Annotated in this window: 1 protein-coding gene; it reads left to right on the top strand. The window is 41.4% G+C overall.

From position 1 onward, the window contains the following. A partial coding sequence (locus tag NG78_RS03795) for an amino acid ABC transporter permease (RefSeq protein ID WP_004134324.1) occupies positions 1–621 on the top strand: 621 nt, incomplete at both ends.

Consider the following 621-nt stretch of genomic DNA (forward strand, 5'->3'; position numbering starts at 1 on the left):
AACTTTGCTTGCTATGGTTATTGCGATTGTGTTGGCTGTTGGTTTGGCTATGATGCGTAAGAGTGTTAACCCGGTTTTGCGTGGTGTTAGTTGGTTCTTTATTTGGTTTTTCCGTGGTACGCCTGTTTATACTCAGCTTGTTTTTTGGGGTATGTTTGCGGTTCTTGTTCCTAAGTTGAGTTTGGGTATTCCTTTTACTTCTGTGGAGTTTTTCTCTATTGATTCTAATGTTGTTATGACTTCTCTTACGGCTGCGGTTGTTGGTTTGTCTTTGAATGAGGCTGCGTATTTGTCTGAGATTGTTCGTGCTGGTTTGGAGGCTGTTGATGCTGGTCAGGTTGAGGCTTCTAAGGCTTTGGGTATGTCTCGTTCTTTGATGATGCGTCGTGTGATTCTTCCTCAGGCTATGCGTATTATTGTTCCGCCTTTGGGTAATGAGACTATTGGTATGCTTAAGACTACTTCTTTGGTTTTGGCTGTGCCTTTTACTCTTGAGCTTCAGTTTGCTACGAATGCTATTGCGAATCGTATTTATAAGCCGATTCCGCTTCTTCTTGTTGCTAGTATTTGGTATTTGGTTATTACTTCTGTGTTGATGGTGTTGCAGTCTATGTTAGAAAA

Source organism: Gardnerella greenwoodii 00703Dmash, from assembly GCF_000263635.1.
Classification (GTDB): domain Bacteria; phylum Actinomycetota; class Actinomycetes; order Actinomycetales; family Bifidobacteriaceae; genus Bifidobacterium; species Bifidobacterium greenwoodii.